We start from the raw sequence: 22,086 nt of genomic DNA, 5'->3' as shown, positions 1-22,086 counted from the left end.
ATTTAGATTCTTACTTCTATATTTTTATTTTTAAGAAATGCCTTGAGTTTTGGAATCGGAATTTCACCAAAGTGAAACACACTGGCCGCCAAGACGCCTGTCGCTTTGGTTTTTTTAAAAACCTCTGCAAAATGCCCAATACTGCCTGCTCCACCTGATGCAATCACTGGAATATTGAGAGCAGCAGCCAGCTTGCTGGTAAGTTCAATAGCAAATCCTTTTTTTGTACCATCATTTTTCATAGAGGTGAGCAGAATTTCACCGGCTCCTAATTCCTCAACTTTCTTTGCCCATTCATATACATCTATGTCAGTGGCTTCTCTTCCTCCTTTTACAAATACTTTCCACTCGCCATTGACCATGCCGGCATCAATGGCAACCACTACAAACTGGCTCCCAAATTCATCGGCAATTTCTTTTACCAGCTCTGGCCGTTTTACTGCAGCGGAGTTGATGCTCACTTTATCTGCTCCGGCTTTTACCAGCACAGCGGCATCCTCAACAGAGGAGATGCCACCACCTACAGTGAAAGGAATATTAATTTCATGAGCGATTTGTTCGACGAGTGTTGCGAAGGTCTTTCTGCCGTCCACTGTGGCTGTGATGTCTAAAAAGACCAACTCATCTGCTCCTTCTTTTACGTATCGTTTCGCCAGCGCTATTGGGTCGCCGGCATTTCGGATATCCACAAAGTTGACCCCTTTCACGGTCTGCCCGTCTTTAATATCCAAACACGGAATTATGCGTTTTTTTAATGTCATTTGTTCATAATTAACTCTCCCCCAAACCCCTCTCTTGAAAGAGAGGGGAGGAATTTCGGAGAAATTTAGGGGTGAGTTAACTCACCCAATTCTTTCAACGTCACCCTCTTCTCATATATCGCCTTTCCTACAATTGCTCCTTCGAGTCCTTGCTCTTTTAATTTGACTAAATCGTCAATTGAAGAAACACCCCCACTGGTAATCAATTTTAAATCAGGGATTTTTTCAAGGATCGAAGAGTAAAGCTCAAACGATGGTCCTTCCAGCATGCCATCTTTGGAGATGTCTGTGGCAATCACATAGTCAATTCCTTTAGAAACATACTCTGAGATAAAATCTTCGATTCCCTCATTCGTACTTTCCTGCCAACCGGAAACGGCAATTTTTCCATCCAGGGCATCTGCTCCGAGAATGATTTTATCAGCACCATAGGCCGTAATCCACGAAGTGAATTTCACTGGTTCTTTTACAGCGATGCTACCTCCCGTGATTTGTTTAGCCCCACTTTCGAAAGCAACTTTCAAATCTTCATCTGCTTTGATACCACCTCCGAAATCAATCTGTAACTGAGTTTTCGTTGCAAGTTTTTCCAACACTTTCCAGTTGACAATGTGCTTGGCTTTAGCACCGTCCAAATCTACCAGGTGGAGATATTGGAGGCCGGCATCTTCAAATTGTAGCGCCACCTCCAACGGGTCTTCATTGTATATCTTCTTCGTATTGTAATCACCTTTGGATAAGCGCACGCACTTTCCCTCGATGATGTCTATGGCTGGTATTATTCGCATGCTGTTTAAATAGATGCTGAAACAAGTTCAGCATGACATTTTAATTATATCCTCAATTATATATAGAAGGTCACCCTGAACTTGTTTCAGGGTCTATTCTATATTCATAGTCTCAAAAAATTTTCAATCAACTTTCTCCCCACCTCCGCCGACTTCTCTGGATGAAACTGAACCCCGTAAAAATTGCCCTTTTGCAAGGCTGATGTGAATGGGATCAGATACTCCGTCTCCCCAATCGTGTCTTCACCAAGCTCAGCATAATAGCTATGTACAAAGTACATGTTGTCAGATTCTGCGATTCCTTCAAATAGCGAACCCTTTGCTTTGGTAAAATCATTCCAACCAATATGAGGGATAATGCCTTTCGGAGGAAATTTTCTTACACGTTCCTTAAAAATCCCAAGACATGGGGTGTCTTTTTCCTCGGAGTGGCTGCACATCAGCTGCATGCCCAGACAGATTCCAAGGAATGGCTGCTTCAGCGATATGATCACTTGATCCAAACCTCGATCTTTCAGGTATTTCATGGCCGTTCCTGCTTCACCCACACCTGGAAAAATGACTTTCTCAGCTGAAGTGAGCTTGTCCGGATCATCTGTTAGCGTTGACTCAACCCCTAACCGATCCAATGCATTTTTCACTGATCGGATATTACCTGCGTTATATTTTACGATTGCAATCAATTGTCAACTATTAATTGTTCATTATCAAATTTTAGAGTACTCCCTTGGTTGATGGCAACACCCCACTATCATCCTTTCTCACAGCCATTTTTAGTGCTCGAGCAAATGCTTTGAAAATGGATTCAATCTTATGATGGTCGTTCTCACCCTCTGCCTTGATGTTCAAATTGCACCTGGCCGTATCAGAAAATGATTTAAAAAAATGCGACACCATTTCCGTTGGCATTTCTCCTACATGAGTGGCTTTAAAATCTGCATTCCATTCCAGCCACGGGCGGCCACCGAAATCTATCGCTACCTGCGCGAGGCAATCATCCATTGGCAACAAGAAACCATAGCGCTCAATTCCTGCGCGATTTCCAAGCGCCTGATCGAAAGCAGTCCCCAAAGCGAGTGCCGTATCTTCGATGGTGTGGTGAGGATCAATGTCCAGATCTCCTTTCACCAAAACCTGCAAGCCAATACCTCCATGCCGGGCGATCTGATCAAGCATGTGATCGAAGAAGGCCACTCCGGTAGATATGGACGTTCTGGTAGGATCATCCAGATTAACTTCAATTTTGATTTTAGTTTCTGAAGTAGCGCGGACACACCGGCCAATCCGGCCTTCGATTGTGTGTTTTTCTTTCTTCAATGCCGCAATCAATCGAAGATTTTCTTCGGGGGTTCCGATGGTGATTCTTAAGGTATTCGCAATCTGGCCTGAGCGGTTTCTCACCACAACTCCCTGTGACAGCAAATTCTCATAAGTGGCTCTGGCATCTTCAAATGCTACAAGCAAAAAGTTGGCATCTGAGGGATAGACCTCTTTCACAGAAGGAATGCCCCTCAATGCCAACTCCATTTTTTCTCGCTCCCTTATAATGATTTCCACCTGCTTTTTGATCAATTCCGGCCGGCTTAGAGTTTCCAGGGCTTTTTCTTGCGTGAGCGAATTGATATTGTATGGAGGTTTGATTTTTTGTAGAACGTCAATGACCTCCTGTGAACCAATGCCTGCGCCCAGTCGAGCCCCGGCGAGTGCCAGCGCTTTTGAAAAGGTCTGAATAATGAAAAGGTTTGGAATACCTTCCTGAACCAGACTTTCACCTCCAAAGTCAATGTAGGCCTCATCCACTACCACCAGCCCGTCAAATGTCTTAGCTAGGGACAAAATCGTTTCATTGTCCATACACTTTCCGGTTGGATTATTCGGGGAGCAAATGAAAATTAGTTTCAACTGATCATCTTTCAGCCTGGGTCGGAGCTTCTCCAAATCAATCTGATAATCAGTGGCCAGCGGTTCTTCCAGCACTTCCACAGCATTGACTGCTGCAGCTACGGAATACATGCTAAAGGTAGGTGGGAAGGTCAGAATTTTGTCCTTTCCAGGCTCGCAAAAGGCCCGGATGAGTAGGTCAATAAGTTCATCGCTTCCATTCCCGAAAATCAGCTGATTGCTTGCAACACCTCGAAAATCAGCAAAGACTTTTTTGAGGTGTGGGAGGGAGGCATCCGGATACCGGTTGAGCCCAAAACCGAAAGGGTTTTCATTGGCATCCAGAGAAACTTCGGCAACCCCGCCAAACTCACTTCGTGCGCTGGAATAGGGCTTTAGTTTCCTGACGTTTTCTCTAGTGATTTTATTGATGTCAAACATAGTGATTTATTTTTCCCCTTTTTTTGGAGGCTTTGAGTGAAGGTTTTCAATAATTTCAATTAAATAATTTCTTACATGATCTACATTGGAAAGAATTGCATCATCTGGAATTCGAATTACCTTAAACCCTAAATTTTCTAAGTCCGCCTGACGAGATTCGTCTTTCTTTGCTACTTCCTCGTAGGAATGAGAGATGCCATCGACCTCAATTACAAGTTTCAGGGGAAGTGAAACAAAATCCGCAATGTAATTACCAATAGGCCTTTGCCTTCTAAAAGGGTAACCCAATCCACTGGCTCTTAGTACGTATTTCCACAATGTGGCTTCAGCTATTGTAGCTTCATTCCTAAGTTTTCTCGCTTTTGATTTTAAATTCTTATTGTAGAAGCTATGCTCCTTAGAGGATGTGGAATCCCGCCTCCCCCTGGCCCCCTCGGGGAGGGGGAATTGTCCGGCGCTATCTCCCCCTCTGGAGGGGGTTGGGGGGAGGGGTTTATTCTGCAAATGCTTCAATCTCAAACTAACTGCATTCTTGTGTGCCTCTAACCGCTCAGCCTCTGCCATTTTTTCAATCGCTGGTCCAAGGTTTTTGATTCCTTGCTCAGTGAGCTGTTGAAAGGTGATTTTTTTCAAAAAACTATCAAGTGATACCCCGCTGTGATTCCTGGAGAACCCGTTGGTAGGGAGGGTGTGATTGGTGCCGCTCGCATAGTCACCGGCACTTTCACAGCTCCAGTTTCCAAGAAACACGCTTCCCGCATTCGTGACCTGCTCCGCTAATTCTTCCGCATTATCTGTTGCAATAATCAAATGTTCAGGAGCGTATTCATTGCTAAAAGCGATTGCTACTTTCAGGTCTCTAACTAAAACGGATTGACTGTTTTGGAGTGCTTTAAGTGCAGTCGATTTTCGAGGCAGATCTTCTACCTGTTTTGTTATTTCTTCCTCCACACTGAGGGTAAGATTTTCTGAATCACTTACCAAGACCACCTGACTATCTGGCCCGTGCTCAGCCTGAGAGAGAAGGTCAGCGGCAACAAATTGTGGATAGGCGGTATCATTTGCAATCACCAGCACTTCACTAGGTCCGGCTGGCATGTCAATGGCAACTCCATAGTTGATTGCCTTTTGCTTGGCGGCAGTTACATATTGATTTCCCGGCCCAAAAATTTTGTCCACTTTAGGAATAGTCTTTGTACCAAAAGTCATGGCAGCAATGGCTTGTGCGCCACCAGTCAGAAACACTTTTTCAATGCCGAGCAGCTTACAGGTCCAGCCAATTATAGGGTTCAGATATTGAATAGGTTTTGATGATTTTCTGCTGAAATCCCCATCCACCCCCTTTTTTAAAGAGGAATTTTTTGTATCAAAACCTGATGGTGGTGTGCAAACCACAATTTCTTTGCATCCTGCAATCTGAGCGGGTATGACCAACATCAGTAAAGTGGAAAATAGCGGGGCAGAGCCTCCGGGAATGTACAGTCCGACGTTCTCAATCGGCACACTTTTTCTCCAGCATTTTACTCCCTCTGTTGTTTCCACGATTTGAGGCTTTTCTTTCTGAGAGAGGTGAAACTTCTCAATGTTGGATTTAGCTAAGTGAATTGCATCTGCCAATTCCGGGTCTATGGAAAACTCAATATTTCGCAAATCAACTTGGAGTGACTTGAGGTTTTTTTTATCAAACTGCTTGCTGTACTCAAGTAAAGCGACATCACCTCGCTCTCTTATCTCCTTGAAAATGGCCTCCACCTTTTCATTCAATTCTGTGAAATCCAGCGTTGGACGTTGACACAGAGATGCCCAAGTGGAGCGTTCGGGATATCTATAATTTTTCATTGTTAATTGTCGGTTGTTTAGACGATCATCTTTTCAATTGGACATACCAGTATTCCCTCAGCTCCCTTTTCCTTTAGTTGATCAATTACGTCCCAGAAATCATCTTCTTTAATCACGCTGTGGACGCTACTCCAGCCTGCTGTGGCCAAGGGTAGCACCGTCGGACTTTTCATACCGGGAAGGAGTTCAATAATTTGATCCAGTTTCTGGTTCGGTGCATTGAGGAGGATGTACTTGTTCTGCTTTGCGGATTTTGCTGCCTCAATACGGAAAAGCAACTTTTGGAGGATTTCCTTCTTGTCGCTGCTCAGCATAGTGTTGGCAATAAGCAGTGCCTCACTTCTCAGGGCTACCTCTACTTCCTTGAGCCCGTTCGCCAAAAGGGTGCTTCCGGTGCTCACAATATCAAACACAGCATCTGCAAGCCCGATACTTGGGGCGATTTCCACACTGCCGCTGATTTCTTCGATGGTGGCTTTGATGTCATTTTTTTCCAGAAATTTTTTAAGAATAACCGGATAGCTGGTGGCAATTTTTTTCCCTGAGAACCAACTGAGCCCCGTGTATTCTTCCTCTCTTTTGATGGCGAGGGAAAGTCGGCATTTGGAAAAGCCGGTTCGGTTTACTATCTCAACAGGCTGCTGCTTTTCCAGATATTCATTTTCCCCAACAAGCCCTATATCGGCCACTCCCTCAGCCACGTATTGCGGAATGTCATCATCCCGGAGGTAGAAGATCTCAAGCGGAAAGTTGGATGCTGTGGATTTCAGCTTGCCTCCGTTGTTGATTTTGATGCCACACTCTTTCATAAGCTCCATGCTCTTCTCATTGAGTCTGCCGCTCTTTTGGATGGCTATTTTTAGTACGTCTTGCATTTCGGTTAAACTGTTTCTTTTGATATGTGTCAAAATTTTTCGTGTAAAAACAAAAAGGCCCGTCGGGTAATCCGACGGGCCTTTGCATTATTTTTTAATAACTACAGCATCATCTTCTTACCTCTTCGGTGAAGTGGATATGATGTGCATGATGATGTAGTTGTACTGTTCTCATTCTTGTCGCAAATATAGGTCGATTTTTAAATTACAAATCAGCCTTCAAATTTTTTGCTTACAGCATCCCAGTTGATCACATTAAAAAATGCATCAATGTAGTCTGGTCTGCGGTTTTGATAGTTGAGGTAATATGCGTGTTCCCATACATCCAGGCCAAGGATGGGAGTGCCCCCACAACCAACACCCGGCATCAGTGGGTTGTCCTGGTTTGCAGAGGAGCAAACTTCGAGTTTACCATCAGACGTTTTGCAAAGCCATGCCCATCCACTACCAAATCGTGTAGCCGCTGCATTGCTGAATTCTTCTTTGAATTTGTCAAACGATCCAAATGCGCTGTTGATGGCGTCTGCCAAAGCTCCGGAAGGCTTACCACCGCCATTTGGGCTCATCACTTCCCAGAAAAGTGAGTGATTCCAGTGACCACCGCCATTGTTTCTTACTGCGCCATTGTCAGAATGATTTTTTACCAATTCGTCCAGAGACTTGCCGGCCATGTCTGTCCCCTCGATGGCAGCATTTAGCTTAGCCACGTATCCTGCATGGTGCTTTCCATGGTGTATTTCCATGGTTTTTGCGTCTATATGTGGTTCCAATGCATCGTGTGCATATGGTAGGTTTGGTAATTCAAATGCCATAATTCTTGGTTTTTTAGGTTCTAAAAATTGATTTGTGAAGATAACAAGGTTGAGGCATGTTTAGTTGCCTCGAAGCTTTTTAAAGAAGTCTTTAATCAAAACTTCACATTCACCAGCCATCACGCCAAGCTTGAGGTCTGTTTTGGGGTGGATGATGTCTTTGTTGTATCGGGAAAAGCCTCGCTCTTTATCCAATGCCCCAATCACCACTCTTCCGATTTGTGTCCAGAATAATCCGCCGGCACACATGCTACATGGCTCCAGCGTCACAAAAAGGGTGCATTCATTCAGGTATTTTGATCCGAGGTAATTTTGTGCAGCGGTGATGGCCAGCATTTCGGCATGTGCCGTAGCATCGTTTAGTCGCTCTACCCGGTTGTGGTCTTTGGCGATGATTTTATTTTCACACACCACCACTGCACCAATCGGAATTTCTCCTTCATCAAAAGCATTTTGAGCTTCATTTAAAGCCTGCTTCATGAAGTGCTCATCACTATATATGCTAAGACTCATCCCTTCTCTTTCACTTTTACCCCCTCCATCATTTCCTTGGCCACTGGCTGCCACTGGCTCATCAATCGGGCCTTGCATCCAAGGTTGAAGAGAAGCACCTGATCATTGTAGGAGGTATATTGGATGTAGGAATAGTTTTTTGATGATGAGGTACCGGAAAAGGCATTTTCACTTTTCAGCGATGAGACAAATTCAAAAACAATAAACTTCTTCCCATTTATTTCCCTGATATCATCCTGGAGAAATTCTACTTCATCAAACATGGACTGGATACTCGCTTTGTAGAACCCATAGATGATTTCCTCATCCCCATCCATCCACTGCATCGGGTTCCAGTTGATCCCAAAATCCACCTCTCTATCTACTGAGGAATACATGGCGAGTGGTTCGCGTGAAGAAACAAACTTCTGAATTCGATCTCCTGCACTCATCTGGGAAAAGGATTCGGGCACCAGGTAGCTGATTTCTTCATTAACCTGACGTTTCACCAGTTTCTCTTGGGCGAATGTTAAAAGTGGAATTAGTACAACGAGAATAGAAATGTGTTTTTTCATGTGTATATAATTTGTTTTTCAATGGCCACATGGAATGTCCGGATAGCTTGAAACTGCATCAAATCGTGATTTCTACTCGGATATTCATCTTGGTTGGTATAGTTTGCTTTATGGACATTTCATGGTGCGAATTTAAGAAATACACCCCTGCAGTCCCTTCAAGGGGACATTTCTTTCTAATCTTAAAATAAATCCCCCTTTGAAGGGGGTTAGGGGGATGTTTTTATTCGTAAATCTTATCCAGAGTTCTAATTTTGCAAACACTAAATTATAATAGACACTAAAGACAAACTATGCTACGCACACATACTTGTGGAGAATTAAGATCAGAACATGTTGGACAAACTGTGACCCTGTGCGGATGGGTACAAAAGCAGCGGGACAAGGGAGGCGTGGTATGGATCGATTTGCGGGATCGATACGGGATTACTCAGCTCATTTTTGAAGAGGGGGTGACGGATCAGGCATTGATTGACCAGGCAAAGAAAATGGGACGAGAGTTTGTGATCAAAGCGACCGGCGAGGTAGTGGAGCGATACTCCAAAAATGATAAGATGCCTACGGGTGATGTAGAGATTCGTGTGAGCAAATTGGAGCTATTGAATGGTTCAAAAGTCCCACCATTTACGATTGAGGATGAGACAGACGGGGGTGAGGATCTTCGAATGAAATATCGGTACCTCGATATTCGGAGAAACCCGGTGAGGGAAAAATTGCAGCTTCGCCATACGATGATGCAAAAAGTGCGTGAGTACCTCAATAAAGAAAAATTTGTAGAGGTTGAGACACCTTATTTGATCAAATCCACACCAGAAGGAGCACGGGATTTTGTAGTGCCATCGCGAATGAATGAAAACGAATTTTACGCACTTCCACAGTCCCCGCAAACCTTCAAGCAGCTTCTTATGGTGGCAGGGATGGATCGCTATTTCCAGATTGTGAAGTGCTTTAGAGATGAGGATCTGAGAGCTGACCGTCAGCCGGAGTTTACGCAGATAGACTGTGAGATGGCTTTTATTGAGCAGGAGGATATCCTTCAGACGTTCGAGGGGATGACCAAATTCCTATACAAGGAAATTAAAGGGATTGAGCTGGAGGATTTTCAGCGGATCAGCTATGATGAAGCTATGACCAAATACGGTTCTGATAAGCCTGATCTCAGGTTTGGGATGGAGTTTTGTGAGCTAAACGATCTGGCGCAAGGCAAAGGATTCGTAGTGTTTGATAGTGCAGAACTGGTAGTTGGAATTAATGCAGCAGGATGTGCGGAGTATACCCGAAAGCAACTGGATGCTCTAACTGATTTTGTGAAAAAACCACAGATCGGAGCAAAGGGATTGGTTTATGTGAGGTACAATGAAGATGGATCATTCAAATCTTCTGTTGATAAATTTTTTGATGAAAATGCTCTGAAAGGCTGGGCTGAGAAATTTGGAGCTAAGCCGGGAGATCTACTTTTAATACTTGCTGGAGAAGAGAATCAAACCAGAAAAGCATTGAATGAGCTTCGCTTGGAAATGGGTGAGCAGCTTGGTTTGAGAGATAAAAATAAAGTAGCGGCCGCATGGGTGCTTGACTTCCCTCTTTTGGAGTGGGACGAGGATACGAAAAGATATCATGCAATGCACCACCCATTCACAGCACCAAAACCGGAGGATGTGGAGAAATTGACTTCTGATCCGGGGGCCGTGAGAGCCAATGCCTACGATATGGTCATCAATGGTGTTGAGGCAGGAGGAGGATCCATCAGGATTCATGACAGAGCAATGCAGGCCAGAATGTTCGAGGTGCTAGGATTTAACAAAGAGGAAGCTGAAGCTCAGTTTGGATTCCTTATGGGTGCTTTTGAGTACGGTGCACCACCTCACGGTGGTGTGGCATTTGGCTTTGACAGACTATGTGCGATTATGGCAGGTGAGCAGAGTATCCGGGACTTCATTGCTTTCCCTAAAAACAATGCGGGACGGGATGTTATGATCGATTCGCCAAGTAAAATCTCCCAGGAGCAATTGGACGAGTTGGGATTGAAATTAGTAGAGCCAATAAAATCCTAGCATTTGGTAGTTTTTTACTAACTTTTCCGGTTAAATAATCGCACCTGATGACTAAGAAATTTCTTCTTTACTCCGCCCCGTTTTTTATACTCTTTGGCGCATTTTCCCTTTTTGAGCCCTGGTTCTATAGGAACATTTTTGCCAGTACGTCCATCGATCGATTGGCTGGCGAGGAGTTTCAGATCATCGCCCATAAGGGGGCTTCCGGACTTGCCCCGGAAAACACCATGGCTGCTTTTCAGAAAGCTCTGGATTTAGGCGTGGATCAGATTGAATTGGATGTACGGAATACCAGAGATGAGCAGATTGTCGTATTTCACGATGAGCGACTCGACCGGATTGCCAGGGATACGCTCGGCAACCCCATTACCGGAGATGTCCACTCTTATACTTTGGAAGAACTTAGACAATTTGATGTGGGGTCTTGGTATGACTCTCATTATGCCGATCAAAGGATTCCGACACTGAAGGAAGTGCTTGACCTGATAAATGGAAGATGCAAGGTTTTAATTGAGATCAAGCACATGGATCACCCGCACTATCATGACTTTGCCCAGAAGCTGGTGGATGTGGTATTGAGTGAGAAAAATGGCGAAGATTGGATTTTACTTCAGTCCTATGAGCCCAAATACCTTGATGAGGTACACGAGCTTGATCCGCTCATTCAGACCAAAGCACTGATCGTGGGAGAGGACTCAGCGCCTTTGATCGCATTTTATCTGGAGACCAGAATTCATATGGGTCGGGCCAAGGAAAGCAACCGAATGAAAGCGATCAACCCACAATGGGAAACACTTTCACCACGAAGGGTTTTCCAGATGCACGCCAAAGGCTATCAGGTACATGCATACCCGGTAAACACCCGTGAGGATATGATTAAAATGCTGAATGCCGGTGTGGATGGCATCATTACGGATTATCCAAACATTGCCATCCAGCTCAGAAATGAGATCAGGAGATTGGGACAGGAAACGCAGTAGTAAGCTCAGCCTCCGCTGCGATATATCCAAACGATCCCCAACTTGGGCTTTCAAGAATTTTGAGAAAGATTTCATTGGCTTTCTCAGTATTCCCTTGCTGCTGATACCAGTTGCCAACGCCATAGCCCAGGGTTGGATCTATGGTGCCTCCCTCAGGAAATGCCTTTTTATAAAGTTTGTCCACCTTCATTTGGCCGTTAAAAAGCAAGAGCAAGTCCAGGTAAGCATCATTCTCAATGATGGTCATTTTGCTATTGACATCTGCTAACAACTGATCGGCCAAATCCGCATTTCCGATTTTCTTATAAGTCATATAGAGCCAGTAGGAGGTAGCTGTCAGCAGATCATCATTGTTGCTAAATTCCATACATTTCCTATATGCGGAAATCGCCTTGTCATATCGTCCATTGAGATAGTGAGCGAGCCCGTAATGATACCAGATATTGAATTTATCATTGCCCAGAGGCTTATTCAGCTTGTTTGGAAGTCCGTCCGGTTCTATGGCATTTTCAGCATTCACGGCGTAGAAAGCAGCCATTTCAAAATCATCCACTGCTTTTGCCAGTTGCCGGGTGGTAATGTACCTATGGCCTCTGTGCCTTCTTAGCCTATGGGAAGTGGGAAATTTTTCCAGGCCTGCTGTATAAACCTGAATAGCCTCCAGATATCTCCCCAAATAAGCTAAACGCCTGCCATACCAGATGATCAGTTCCAGGCTATCTGGGTTTGCTTCATAGTCAGATCTAGCTTTCTGCAAATTTTCCTCGTACTTTCTGCGGGTTTCTTCTGTCATTTGGACAGGAGGAAGCTCTTCACCCATCAGGTTGTAAACCTTGGATGGATCTCGATCCTGGTGTACGACTGCTGTTTTTCCCTCATTACCAGCATTGTTTGTTTGCTGGCAGCTAAAGAGAACGATTATGGGTATGAATAAGGTGATTCTAAAGTTCATGTCAAATTACTTTTCGTCCCAATTGGGATATCCGGGCTGTTTCAATTCCTCTCCGTTTTTGGCTTCTTTCACCATCTCCCTCACGTCTTTGAGGAGCTCTTTGGCATCATATATCACGCCATCTTTGATGGTATATTTCACACCACCCACCCGTGTTATTTCATTGTCTTCTGTCAGTTTGATGGCGCCAGTTCCATACAGCACCTTCAGGTTGGCCAATGGATTTTCTTCCACGATGACCAGGTCAGCCAGCTTCCCTACCTCCACTGTGCCAATTTCTTTTTCCATTCCTAGTGCCTGAGCACCCATCAAAGTTGCAGATCGAATCACCTCCAGCGGGTGAAATCCTACCTCTCTCAGCAATTCAAGCTCACGGATGTAGGCAAAACCATAAAGCTGAAAGATGAAGCCGGAATCTGATCCCGTGGTTACCCTACCGCCGCGGTTCTTGTATTCATTCACAAAGGTCATCCAAAGCTTATAATTCTCTTTCCAGGCCACCTCTTCTTCAGTACCCCAGAAGTGCCAGTAGGAGCCATGAGATATCTTGCTGGGCTGATAAAATTTCCACAGGGAAGGAAGCGTGTAGTCTTTGTGCCAGTCGGCATTTCGTGATCTCATTAAATCACGGCTCGCTTCATAAATATTGAATGTAGGATCGAGCGTAAAATCCAACTCAATCAGGCGGTTCATTACGGCATTCCATTTCTCAGAATAGGGTTTGGCGGCCTGTTTCCACAGTTTTCCGGCTTCACCAAACCGATCCTGCTCGTTTTGATAGTTATAATCCACAGGATAATCTTGAACCACTCTGTCCTCAAACATCGCTTCCGGCAGCCCATACCAATGTTCCATGGAGGTAAGTCCGGCTTCAGCGGAATTCAGCACATTCCACCAGCCTACGCTCAGCTGGGCGTGGTGGCAGGCCGATCTTAATCCCAGGCGTTTGTTTTCCTTCAATGCCGCTTCCATTACTTCGGGGGAAGCCCCGAAAAATTTAATCCCATCCGCTCCTCTGCGATAATTCGCCTGCACCCAGGAAATGGCTTCCTCCGCATTGGTGATTGGGCCTTTTAGCACCTCCTCGCCTACGGATCGCTCTCCGGGCAAATTTCTCACCACTTCTATGCCTTCCAGGTTCTGACCAAAGGATGTATAGGCCAAAATCCGGGGAGCTGTGATTTGATTTTGGTTGCTTCTATTCTTGTGGCTCAGCACCCAATCCAGCCCATTTCCGGCTGATGGATCCCTAACGGTGGTGATGCCGTGGGCCAGCCAAAGTTTAAATACATATTCAGCAGGCGTCCCCTGGCTCTCTCCTCCTATATGACCGTGCATATCCACAAAGCCGGGAAGCACGTACATGCCATCCGCTGCTATTTCCATCCCGTTTCCCTCAAGTTTCGGCCTTCGCTCCGGGTCTATTTCCACGCCGGGGTAACCAACCACCTGAACTTTCGTAATCTTATTTTTCTCAATCACGATATCCACCGGGCCGATGGGAGGTGCGCCATTGCCATTGATGAGGGTGGCGCCACGAATGATGGTCATATCATAAGGGCCATCACCGCTCGTTCTGGAAGGGGATGGTGTGATTTGTGCCCTGGCGGTCTGCAATAGGCAACCAATCAATATGTAGAATAGGAATTTTTTCATGGATAATGTTGTATTAACTTTTGGCTCAGATTTAAAAATAATCAATTCGGGAGTATGGCAGCAGTAGAATCGAATATGATGCCCCTTGGCACGGTGGCTCCAGACTTTGATCTGAAGGATGTAATCTCCGGAGAAAACAAAACACTGGAGGATGTGCGCATGGAATATGGCCTGGTTGTCATGTTTATCTGTGCGCATTGTCCTTACGTAAAAAACATCGAGGAGGAGATTGCGGTACTGGCCCGGCAGTATATGGATTTGAAAATTGGTTTCGTGGCGATCTGCTCGAATGATCCCACCGACTATCCCGAAGATGCCCCCGAGGGTTTGAAAGCCCAGGCAGAGGAATTTGAGTTTGGATTTCCCTATCTGGTAGATGAAACACAGGAGGCGGCAAAGGCTTATCAGGCAGCCTGCACCCCGGATTTTTATCTTTTTGATGAGGATTTGAAATGCATTTACCGGGGCAGGTTCGATGCAAGCACGCCGGGAAATCCTGAGCCGGTAACAGGAGATGATTTGATTGATGCACTGGAGGCACACCTGGAGGATGATCCAATTATTGAGGATCAAAAACCCAGTATCGGTTGCAGCATTAAGTGGAAGGCCTGATTACTCACACGTTCCTAATTCTTCATACAGAGATCTTAGATCGTCTATGTAGCCTTTAACCTCATTTGGTTCTTTTCCATATTCATAGATTACCTTTTTAGATCCGATATTAGTTGTAATTTCAATCCATTCAGAACCCCCATCGGCACAATCAGGGCAGCCAATAGTTTCAGGTAGATCATTAAAGCGCTCTCTATTGACTTGAGAAAATATTTCAGATGAATTGATGCTTCTGGAGCAACTTTTTTCCGAATCACTTTCGTTTCTGGAAACTAATTTCTTGGAGGCAATATTATTTTCAATGATCAAAATTTGTGTACAGTAGCCCATGCACATTCCAAAGCTGGTCCCGTACTTGATTTTTGTAATTTCCAAAGTACGAAAATCATCCTGGCAGTTAGAAAGGGCTACAGCGAAAAAGACAAAAGCAATCGAGATGAGTTTCATATTTTATTGTAGAAGGTGAATCAATTTACATCAAATTAAATGCCATACTACAGTTTTTGGTGATTTTAAAGTCCATCTTCGATTATGTAAATTGCGCTTCCATTTTATGCCATGAGTGTACAAGGAAAAATTAAAATCGTAACAACCCACCAGCTTCAGGAAATGAAAGCCAATGGGGAAAAAATATCTATGCTTACCGCCTATGACTACTCCATGGCAAAGATCATTGATCAATCCGGAGTAGATGTGATTTTGGTGGGTGACAGTGCCTCCAATGTGATGGCTGGCAATGAAACAACACTGCCCATCACCCTGGATCACATGATCTGGCATGCTACTTCGGTAGTCAAGGCAGTAAATCGTGCACTCGTGGTAGTAGACGTCCCATTTGGTAGCTATCAAGGAAATTCTTCAGAAGCCCTGCGATCCTGCATCCGAATCATGAAAGAGTCTGGCGGACATGCAGTGAAGATGGAAGGGGGCGTAGAAATTAAAGAAAGCGTTTCCAGGGTATTATCCGCCGGCATCCCCGTGATGGGCCATCTGGGACTCACCCCACAATCCATTTATAAATTCGGCACATACACCGTCCGGGCGAAAGAGGAGGCGGAAGCTCAAAAGTTGCTTGAAGATGCAAAAGCACTTGAGGAAATGGGGTGTTTTGCGATCGTCTTGGAAAAGATTCCATCCAAACTCGCAAAGAAAGTTTCAGAATCTATCTCTATCCCTACAATCGGGATAGGTGCAGGTCCCGACACAGACGGGCAAGTACTTGTAGTACACGATATGTTAGGTATCACCCAAGATTTTAAACCGCGTTTCCTTCGTCAGTATGCCGATCTGAACAAGATCATGAAGGAGGCGTTCGAGAACTACGTTTCTGACATTAAATCCCAAAAATTCCCCAACGAAAAGGAGAGTTACTAACCATTAAAGAGAAAAAATGCCAAAAATCATTTACACACACACCGATGAAGCACCCGCTTTAGCCACCAAATCACTTCTACCAATCGTAAAAGCCTTCACTGGCAAAGCCGGGGTAAATGTAGAGACCAGGGATATCTCATTGGCTGGAAGGATCATTGCGCTATTTCCAGAATTCCTTTCCGAAGATCAACGAATAGGGGATGCGCTATCAGAATTGGGAGAGATTGCGAAAACATCGGAAGCCAACATCATCAAGCTTCCAAATATCAGTGCTTCCATCCCTCAGTTGATGGCGGCAATAAAGGAATTACAAGCTCAGGGATATGCTTTGCCGGACTATCCTGCGGATCCCCAAAATGATCAGGAGAAAGACATCAAAGCCCGCTACGACAAGGTGAAAGGAAGTGCCGTAAACCCAGTCCTTCGTGAAGGTAACTCTGACCGAAGGGCACCAAAGGCAGTGAAGAACTACGCTCGAAAATTCCCCCACTCAATGGGTAAGTGGAGTGCCAATTCACAATCGCATGTGACGAGTATGCAGGAGGGTGATTTTTACGGAAGTGAGCAGTCAGTTACTGTCTCAAGCAAAACACAGGTTAAAATAAACTTTGTGGGAGCTGATGGAAGCACAAAGATGCTCAAGGATAGCTTTGGCATTCAGGAGGGTGAAGTGATCGATACTTCAGCAATGAGTATGTCTAAACTGAAGTCATTTATTGAGCAGGAGATAGCAGATGCAAAAGCAAAAAATGTCCTTTTCTCCCTGCATATGAAAGCCACCATGATGAAGGTATCTGACCCGATCATCTTTGGCGCGGCTGTGGAGGTATACTACAAAGATGTTTTTGAAAAATATGCGGACCTGTTTAACGAACTAGGCGTAGATGCCACAAGTGGGATCGGGGATGTATACAACAAAATACAGTCTCTGGATGCGGCAAAGCAAAAAGAAATCGAAGATGCCATTGAAAAGGTCTATGAGACTCGTCCTGCTTTGGCCATGGTAAATTCAGACAAAGGGATTACCAACCTTCACGTGCCCAGCGATGTGATCATTGATGCTTCCATGCCAGCCATGATTCGCACATCCGGTCAGATGTGGAATAAGGACAACAAGACGCAGGACACGAAAGCAGTAATTCCTGATAGATGCTACTCGGGTATTTACCAGGCTGTGATTGAGGATTGCAAGGAGCATGGAGCTTACGATCCAACAACAATGGGAAGTGTATCAAACGTGGGGTTAATGGCGCAAAAGGCGGAGGAGTACGGATCACACGACAAGACATTTCAGCTGGCCTCTGCGGGCAAAGTGCAGGTGGTGGACGCTGATGGAAACGTGCTGCTAGAGCAGTCTGTAGAGGCAGGAGATATTTTCAGGATGTGTCAGGTGAAAGATGCCCCGGTGCAGGATTGGGTAAAATTGGCGGTAAACAGGGCAAAGGCTACCGGAACACCGGCAGTTTTCTGGCTGGACAAAAACCGGGCCCATGATGCGGAATTAATCAAAAAGGTGGAGAAGTACCTGAAGGATTACAACACCACAGGGTTAGAAATCCATATTATGTCCCCGGTGGAGGCTACCAGGTTTTCGGTAGATCGAATCAGGAAAGGACAGGATACCATCTCCGTGACAGGAAATGTGCTAAGAGATTATCTGACAGACTTATTCCCAATTTTGGAAGTTGGAACCAGTGCTAAAATGCTTTCTATCGTGCCATTGATGAATGGTGGGGGATTGTTTGAGACGGGAGCTGGAGGATCCGCTCCAAAGCATGTACAGCAATTTGTAGAGGAAGGTCATCTTAGATGGGATTCGCTAGGAGAATTTTTGGCTCTGGCTGTTTCGCTGGATCATCTGGGTGAGAAATACGATAATAAACACGCGAGGGTCTTGGCTGAAGCCCTTGATAACGCCACTTCCAAATTGCTGGAGGAGAACAAGTCACCTTCCAGAAAAGTGAATGAAATTGACAACAGAGGCAGCCATTTCTACCTCGCCATGTACTGGGCGGAGATGCTTGCAAATCAGGATGAAGATGCCGAACTGAAGGAGACTTTTGAAACGGTGGCAAGGGAATTGGTGGCAAATGAATCCAAAATCAATGAAGAGCTTATCGCTGCTCAGGGTTCTGCTGTTGATATCGGAGGCTATTACCAGCCAAGTGAGACACTCACCACAGCGGCCATGCGTCCTAGTGGTACGTTGAACAAAATTATTGATTCGATTTGAGATTATGGATCTCATGAAAAAGCGCCCTGCCAAACGGTTGGGCGTTTTTGTTTTGCTAAAAAAAACGAAGAAAAATCGTCTGGATTAATTACCTTAATGATCAGTCACCCTAATTGTTGAGCGTGGAGAAACAAAACCACCAGTTTGAAACTAATGTCCTGATACTGGCATGCGGTATTGGTCTGCTAAGATCACTTCTTGAAGTGATCATGGATTTGACCAATGCATCCATCGAAATAGACTTTTACCTTGATCTGGCCTTTGTTTTTGTCTTTGGATTTGCCCTACTCGCGGTTTACTGGAAGCTTTCACTTTTCAAAATCTACACCTTTTTCTACGTGCCATTCATCATTCTTCTGGCGCTCATGCTCATAGAGGCCGAGGGCCTGGCCAGATCCATAGAAAACAATATTTACGGTGGGGTAATTATCATCGCTTTTACGCTTCGGGGAAGAGGGCCTGTTTATTTTATCTCACTTTTGATCTTTGCCGCAATCGTCAGCCTCCTGATAGTGGAGTACATAAACTCTTTTAGCGAGTCATTTACCATTCTCAATGACAGCCCTTACAACTTTGTCTTTTCCTCCGTTGGAGCCATTGGTTTTACACTCTATGCCAAAGTATTCTTTGATAGGAAAAAGCGACGCTTGGCTATGCTGACCAATGAGCTGATGAGTACCGGAGAGAAATTGAAGGTAAAAAATGACGAGTTGACTAACCAGAAAATTCAGCTTGAGGAATTGAACCAACTCCTGGATGAGAAGGTGGCCCACCGAACAGAAAATCTGAAAAAGCAGCAGGGCAAGATGGAAGAATACCTTTCCATTACACTTTCGGAATTGGAACATTCGTATCAGCAGATACAGCAGGAGATTGCTGAAATCAAGACAACAATGGATGCAGAAGGGCTTATTTCGCTGCTGCTGACCTCAGCGGATAATTTGCAAAAGGAAATGAATCATTTGAGAAGCAAAATAAAGGAGGCAGGTTATGAAATTTGATATCAAACCAAAAGACCTGGAAGGACAATTGTTTCTCCTAGCCCTCCTGATTGCAATTCCGTACCTCGGCATTAGCATTTTCTTTGATCTGGTCTCCATGAGCAACTCGCTTTTGCTTACGATAGATCTTACTTTTTTTGGGATCTGCCTGGTCATGCTTTTGCTCAGAAAAGTGGCTTCCTTAAGGCCTATTCTGATAAATTTCTTTTGCCTGCTCATCATTGCCGGAGTGTATTTTTATTGGGTCTCATCCGGCGGGCTCAATGGCGGGGGAGCTTATGTGTTTCCTGTAGTGTCCATATTAATCATCCTCATCACACGAGGAATTTTCAGGGTGGTGTTTAGTACAATGCTGGTGGTACTTACGGTGGTGCTAGGATTTGATATGCTGCCAATTATAGGCGAAATATCCTACTCGGGATTACTGTTTGACTACTTCCTGAACCTTGTCATGCTATCCGTTTTGTTGATCCTGTTCAAAATGGCGTTGGACAAGGAGCGAAATCAGATAGAATTCAGGAATGCGGAGCTGGAAGCTTTGAACAAAACCCTCATAGCCAAAACCGAAGAGTTGGAACAAAACACTCGGCAGATTCAGCAAACCCACGATAATTTGAGAGCGATAGTGCAGGAGCGAACCAAAGCGCTTGAAGAAGAGAATTCCCGTATTGTTGATTTTGCATTTATCAATGCTCATCTGGTGAGGGCACCATTAACGAATATCATGGGCCTGGTGGATTTAATCAGTGAGAGCCACAAAGAACCACGGGGATTCGAAAAATTGAAAAAACACGCAAACCAGCTTGATGGGGTACTTCATAAAATTGGAGGTGTTCTGAATCAGTAATCTCAGTTCTTTTTCTTGCCAATCGAGATGCTCATCTGCGAGCTTCTGAGATTACCCTGAGCATCAAAAATGTATGTAGTTCTCCCCTTCTGATTAAGCAATTCGAAGGTTTTGGTGGTGGAGGTGCCCAGGTATGGACTCAGACCAATCACATTGCTAGGAGGCGTTACACCCTGAGTGATGGGTAAAAATGACTGCTCACCTAGCGTAATGGTTTGATCATTGGCATTTTTCGGAATCAGATTCAGGTTGGTTTTAGCCTGCGATTGGAAAACTGAGTATGCACTCAAGTCAGCATATTCGTATACTTCTGAATTGAAGAAATGACGGGTTAAGAAGGATTCCTGTTGGGCAAAAGAAAACCCAAAGGATACCATCAAAAGAGCTGTGAATAGATTTTTCATGGTCAGGTGTTTCTCACTTTTTACGTGAGAAGCAAAGTAATGGTTCTCGCCATTACTTCACCTGACTCATTACCACTTTATCAAAGATTCGGTCTCCCATGTATTTTCGAATCCACATAAGTGGCCCGGCCATTTTCCCTTTTACGTAGCGTGTTTTAGGATTTCTGCTGTTTACGATCTTGCTTATCGTTTTGGAAATGACGCTGGATGGAGAGGCTGCATTTGGTTTTTTATAGAAGTCCATTGTTCCTTGAGCTACTTGCTTAGCCATTTTTGCATAAGCTCCCTCACCGGAATTTTTCAGTAGTGGTTCATATAGCACTTCGCCGAATTCTGTTGCAATCACACCTGGCTCTAGGATTACTACATTTATGTTGAAAGGTTTAAGTTCCAGTCGCAGACAGTCGCTCCATCCTTCCAGGGCATGTTTGGTGCCATGATACCATGCCCCAAGCGGGGTATACATTTTACCACCCATAGAGGAAGTATTGATGATGGTCCCGGATTGTTGCCTTCGCATGTGAGGCAGCACTTCCTGAGTCATTCTTGCAAGACCAAAGAGGTTCACCTCAAACTGTCTTCTCGCCTGATCAACAGGGATGTCTTCCACCGCTCCGTAAAGTCCGTATCCGGCATTGTTCCAAAGCACATCTATTCGTCCCTGCTCTTCTATCACTTTATTCACCCCCTCAATAATCTGATTTTCGTTAGAAACGTCTAGTTTGAGGACATGTCCACCTGCATCCTCAAGCTCTTTCATTAGATCAATCCTTCGGGCTGCCCCGTAGACGATATGACCTTCATTAATTAAGTGTAGCGTAGCATCCTTCCCCATTCCAGAGGAGGCACCTGTGATAAGAATGACTTTTTTTGTTTTCATAGTTTGTTTAATTTAATAAGTGAGTAATCACTTATTTATGATGTAAAATTTTATACTTTATACTTCTGTTTCAAAAACTCAATGGTTTCGCTCATGTCAAATTGCTGCTGAAGGATAAACCGGGTAGCCAGCCCATCCATGAGTGTCAGGAGCAGATTTGCCTCTTGTTCTGGATGATTGTAGCGCAGCTTTTCAAAAGCATTGATTAATGCCCCTTTAATCGCCTCCATTTTATGCTCACCATATATTTCCAGTTCCCATTTAATCTTAAACTGCAGTTTCCAGAAATTTATCGCTTCCTGATCCTTGCTGACTGTGATGAAAAGTTCAATGTACTTTCGGATTAATTCTTTGGGATCTGGCTCCAGTACAATATCTGCAAATAGAGCCTTTGCCTGTTCTTCCCCCATTTTGATGATAGCGTCGAGCAGCCCGTCTTTATTGGTAAAATGACGAAATATCAATCCCTCGGATACTCCGGCACGTTTGGCCACCTTGCTGGTAGAGGTGCTTCGGTATCCTTCCTCGGCGAAAAGCTCAAGGGCAGCAGTGATAATTTTTTCTTGTTTTTCAGTCATTTAAAAGTGAGTGATCACTTACAAATTTAGAAAATGTTTTTAACTTGCCAA

Annotated in this window: 22 protein-coding genes; 7 read left to right on the top strand and 15 right to left on the bottom strand. The window is 44.6% G+C overall.

Annotated elements, in window-relative coordinates:
• Positions 1 to 2 precede the first annotated feature (2 nt).
• The 9 genes from hisF to RLN88_RS14170 form a co-directional block, all read right to left on the bottom strand.
• Entirely contained in the window at positions 3 to 761 is a 759-nt protein-coding gene (gene hisF / locus RLN88_RS14215; protein WP_350222078.1) for an imidazole glycerol phosphate synthase subunit HisF, read from the bottom strand.
• Positions 762 to 826: 65 nt separating this feature from the next.
• The gene (gene hisA, locus RLN88_RS14210) at positions 827 to 1,549 is read right to left on the bottom strand and encodes a 1-(5-phosphoribosyl)-5-[(5-phosphoribosylamino)methylideneamino]imidazole-4-carboxamide isomerase (RefSeq protein WP_350222077.1); all 723 of its coding nucleotides are present in this window, start codon (positions 1,547 to 1,549) and stop codon (positions 827 to 829) included.
• A gap of 104 nt (positions 1,550 to 1,653) precedes the next feature.
• Entirely contained in the window at positions 1,654 to 2,232 is a 579-nt protein-coding gene (gene hisH / locus RLN88_RS14205) for an imidazole glycerol phosphate synthase subunit HisH (protein ID WP_350222076.1), read from the bottom strand.
• 31 nt (positions 2,233 to 2,263) lie between these two features.
• Positions 2,264 to 3,871, bottom strand: a complete 1,608-nt coding sequence (gene hisC / locus RLN88_RS16755; protein ID WP_502880109.1) for a histidinol-phosphate transaminase — start codon at positions 3,869 to 3,871, stop codon at positions 2,264 to 2,266.
• A 6-nt stretch (positions 3,872 to 3,877) separates the two neighbouring features.
• Complete coding sequence (hisD, locus tag RLN88_RS14190; protein ID WP_350222075.1) at positions 3,878 to 5,710, bottom strand: histidinol dehydrogenase; 1,833 nt, start codon at positions 5,708 to 5,710, stop codon at positions 3,878 to 3,880.
• Positions 5,711 to 5,727: 17 nt separating this feature from the next.
• On the bottom strand, positions 5,728 to 6,585 hold the full coding sequence (gene hisG / locus RLN88_RS14185) for an ATP phosphoribosyltransferase (protein WP_350222074.1): 858 nt from the start codon (positions 6,583 to 6,585) through the stop codon (positions 5,728 to 5,730).
• Between the two features lie 212 nt (positions 6,586 to 6,797).
• Positions 6,798 to 7,397 carry a superoxide dismutase gene (locus RLN88_RS14180; RefSeq protein ID WP_350222073.1) on the bottom strand — a complete coding sequence of 200 codons (600 nt, stop codon included), beginning with the start codon at positions 7,395 to 7,397 and terminating at the stop codon, positions 6,798 to 6,800.
• Positions 7,398 to 7,457: 60 nt separating this feature from the next.
• On the bottom strand, positions 7,458 to 7,910 hold the full coding sequence (locus RLN88_RS14175) for a nucleoside deaminase (protein ID WP_350222072.1): 453 nt from the start codon (positions 7,908 to 7,910) through the stop codon (positions 7,458 to 7,460).
• On the bottom strand, positions 7,907 to 8,464 hold the full coding sequence (locus tag RLN88_RS14170; RefSeq protein ID WP_350222071.1) for a hypothetical protein: 558 nt from the start codon (positions 8,462 to 8,464) through the stop codon (positions 7,907 to 7,909). The genes RLN88_RS14175 and RLN88_RS14170 overlap by 4 nt, the downstream gene beginning before the upstream one ends.
• A gap of 293 nt (positions 8,465 to 8,757) precedes the next feature.
• Here RLN88_RS14170 and aspS point away from each other — a divergent pair, with 293 nt between their 5' ends.
• Complete coding sequence (gene aspS / locus RLN88_RS14165; RefSeq protein WP_350222070.1) at positions 8,758 to 10,518, top strand: aspartate--tRNA ligase; 1,761 nt, start codon at positions 8,758 to 8,760, stop codon at positions 10,516 to 10,518.
• 47 nt (positions 10,519 to 10,565) lie between these two features.
• Positions 10,566 to 11,498, top strand: coding sequence for a glycerophosphodiester phosphodiesterase (locus tag RLN88_RS14160; RefSeq protein WP_350222069.1), 933 nt, complete (start codon positions 10,566 to 10,568; stop codon positions 11,496 to 11,498).
• On the opposite strand, the gene RLN88_RS14155 is transcribed toward RLN88_RS14160, so the two are convergent.
• Positions 11,470 to 12,450 (bottom strand): tetratricopeptide repeat protein, encoded by a 981-nt coding sequence (locus tag RLN88_RS14155; RefSeq protein WP_350222068.1) that lies wholly within the window; start codon positions 12,448 to 12,450, stop codon positions 11,470 to 11,472. The genes RLN88_RS14160 and RLN88_RS14155 overlap by 29 nt on opposite strands.
• Before the next feature lie 6 nt (positions 12,451 to 12,456).
• Positions 12,457 to 14,106 (bottom strand): amidohydrolase family protein, encoded by a 1,650-nt coding sequence (locus RLN88_RS14150; RefSeq protein WP_350222067.1) that lies wholly within the window; start codon positions 14,104 to 14,106, stop codon positions 12,457 to 12,459.
• 54 nt (positions 14,107 to 14,160) lie between these two features.
• On the opposite strand from RLN88_RS14150, the gene RLN88_RS14145 reads away from it, so the two are divergent.
• On the top strand, positions 14,161 to 14,718 hold the full coding sequence (locus RLN88_RS14145) for a thioredoxin family protein (RefSeq protein WP_350222066.1): 558 nt from the start codon (positions 14,161 to 14,163) through the stop codon (positions 14,716 to 14,718).
• Here RLN88_RS14145 and RLN88_RS14140 read toward each other — a convergent pair whose 3' ends face one another.
• On the bottom strand, positions 14,719 to 15,165 hold the full coding sequence (locus RLN88_RS14140) for a hypothetical protein (RefSeq protein ID WP_350222065.1): 447 nt from the start codon (positions 15,163 to 15,165) through the stop codon (positions 14,719 to 14,721). It abuts the gene before it with no gap.
• A gap of 111 nt (positions 15,166 to 15,276) precedes the next feature.
• Between RLN88_RS14140 and panB the strand changes: the two genes are divergently transcribed.
• From panB to RLN88_RS14120, 4 genes are all read left to right on the top strand, one after another.
• Positions 15,277 to 16,092 (top strand): 3-methyl-2-oxobutanoate hydroxymethyltransferase, encoded by an 816-nt coding sequence (gene panB, locus RLN88_RS14135; RefSeq protein WP_350222064.1) that lies wholly within the window; start codon positions 15,277 to 15,279, stop codon positions 16,090 to 16,092.
• Positions 16,093 to 16,108: 16 nt separating this feature from the next.
• Complete coding sequence (locus RLN88_RS14130; protein ID WP_350222063.1) at positions 16,109 to 18,325, top strand: NADP-dependent isocitrate dehydrogenase; 2,217 nt, start codon at positions 16,109 to 16,111, stop codon at positions 18,323 to 18,325.
• 122 nt (positions 18,326 to 18,447) lie between these two features.
• Positions 18,448 to 19,326 (top strand): hypothetical protein, encoded by an 879-nt coding sequence (locus RLN88_RS14125; protein ID WP_350222062.1) that lies wholly within the window; start codon positions 18,448 to 18,450, stop codon positions 19,324 to 19,326.
• The gene (locus RLN88_RS14120; protein WP_350222061.1) at positions 19,316 to 20,173 is read left to right on the top strand and encodes a phytochrome family protein; all 858 of its coding nucleotides are present in this window, start codon (positions 19,316 to 19,318) and stop codon (positions 20,171 to 20,173) included. The genes RLN88_RS14125 and RLN88_RS14120 overlap by 11 nt, the downstream gene beginning before the upstream one ends.
• Positions 20,174 to 20,175: 2 nt before the next feature.
• Here RLN88_RS14120 and RLN88_RS14115 read toward each other — a convergent pair whose 3' ends face one another.
• The 3 genes from RLN88_RS14115 to RLN88_RS14105 are packed head-to-tail and all read right to left on the bottom strand — an operon-like array spanning position 20,176 to position 22,035.
• Complete coding sequence (locus RLN88_RS14115) at positions 20,176 to 20,577, bottom strand: hypothetical protein (RefSeq protein WP_350222060.1); 402 nt, start codon at positions 20,575 to 20,577, stop codon at positions 20,176 to 20,178.
• Positions 20,578 to 20,629: 52 nt separating this feature from the next.
• The gene (locus RLN88_RS14110) at positions 20,630 to 21,457 is read right to left on the bottom strand and encodes an oxidoreductase (protein ID WP_350222059.1); all 828 of its coding nucleotides are present in this window, start codon (positions 21,455 to 21,457) and stop codon (positions 20,630 to 20,632) included.
• Positions 21,458 to 21,507: 50 nt separating this feature from the next.
• Positions 21,508 to 22,035, bottom strand: coding sequence for a TetR/AcrR family transcriptional regulator (locus RLN88_RS14105; RefSeq protein WP_350222058.1), 528 nt, complete (start codon positions 22,033 to 22,035; stop codon positions 21,508 to 21,510).
• Positions 22,036 to 22,086: the final 51 nt, after the last annotated feature.

The organism is Ekhidna sp., from assembly GCF_040223195.1.
GTDB lineage: Bacteria > Bacteroidota > Bacteroidia > Cytophagales > Cyclobacteriaceae > Ekhidna.
This window is presented reverse-complemented; position numbering and strand designations above follow the sequence as displayed.